The organism is Parafrankia sp. Ea1.12 (assembly GCF_900465275.1).
Classification (GTDB): domain Bacteria; phylum Actinomycetota; class Actinomycetes; order Frankiales; family Frankiaceae; genus Parafrankia; species Parafrankia soli.
Genome location: NZ_UBIZ01000473.1, coordinates 1 through 1,153, shown reverse-complemented (window position 1 = coordinate 1,153; position 1,153 = coordinate 1). Strand labels below are relative to the sequence as shown.

2 protein-coding genes are annotated in these 1,153 nt (G+C 68.6%); one reads left to right on the top strand and one right to left on the bottom strand.

The window, feature by feature from the left end:
• Nucleotides 1-14 precede the first annotated feature (14 nt).
• A protein-coding gene (locus tag FMEAI12_RS28190) for an IS5 family transposase (RefSeq protein WP_235014682.1) occupies nucleotides 15-811 on the top strand; the annotation gives its coding sequence in 2 pieces (ribosomal slippage) (nucleotides 15-344 and nucleotides 347-811; 795 coding nt in all).
• Nucleotides 812-820: 9 nt separating this feature from the next.
• Here the strand turns inward: FMEAI12_RS28190 and FMEAI12_RS28185 are convergent.
• The coding region (locus FMEAI12_RS28185; protein WP_146776783.1) for an integrase core domain-containing protein at nucleotides 821-1,153 on the bottom strand (333 nt) is incomplete at its 5' end.

Below are 1,153 nucleotides of genomic sequence, written 5' to 3'. Positions count from 1 at the left end.
GGAGCAGCCTCGCTCTGCGGCTGGTCCCGGACGATCTGTGGGAGCTGGTGGAACCGCTGCTGCCCCGGTTCGAGACCCGCCACCAGGGTGGTGGGACCGCGCCGATAGAGGATCGGGCGGTGTTCACTGCGGTGGTCTACGTGCTGACGGCGGGGTGCGCCTGGCGGCATCTGCCTGCCGAGTTCGGGGTGTCGGTACCCACGGCGCACCGCCGGTTCCAGACCTGGACCCAGGCGGGGGTCTGGTTCCGGCTGCACCGGGCGGTCCTCGACGCCCACGGCGGGGCCGGGCAGGTCGACTGGTCGTCGGTGATCGTGGACGCGGCCAGTCTGCGGGCGAAAAGGGGGGATCTCTGACCGGTCCGAACCCGGTCGATCGTGGCAAAGCGGGTTCGAAGCTGCATGTTCTGACCGACGGGGCCGGGTTGCCGCTGGTTGTGGCGGTCTCGACGGCGAACCTGCATGACAGCCAGGTCCTCATCCCGCTGGTCGCGAGTATCCCGGCGATCCGTTCCCGGCATGGGCCACGGCGGCGCCGGCCGGACAAGCTGCGGGCAGACAAGGCCTACGACCAGCCGGAGCTGCGTCGTTTCCTGCGCAGGCGTCGTATCGCGGTACGTATCGCCCGGTGCGGGGTGGAGAGCACCGAACGTCTCGGCCGGCACAGGTGGAAGATCGAACGAACGATCGCGTGGCTTGACGGCTACCGCCGGCTGACCGTCCGCTACGAACGCAACGGCCGTAACTTCCTCGGATTCCTCTGCCTGGCCGCCGCGATCACCTGCTGGAAGAAACTCCCACACCCCACCTGAGACACGCTCTTAGGCTGCCCGTTCGTACTCGTTGATCAAGCCGTCGAGGACGGGTCGGCGCTTGATCCGTGTCGTCGTGACGTCGGCGATGGGGTGGTCGGGCCGTGGTGGCTGAAGGCCGCGGCCGCGGTGGGGTCGTCGTCCGTTGTAGTGGACGGTGTACTCGGTCAGGACGGTGCGCAGGTGCCGCTCGCCGACGATCAGCATCCGGTCGGTGACTTCCGTTCGGACCGTGCGGACGAACCGTTCCGCGTAGGCGTTCACCCGCAGAGTCCGGGGTGGGATCTCGACCGCGTCGATACCGGCATCCGCGAGGACCGCGTCGAAGGAGGCGGTGAACTG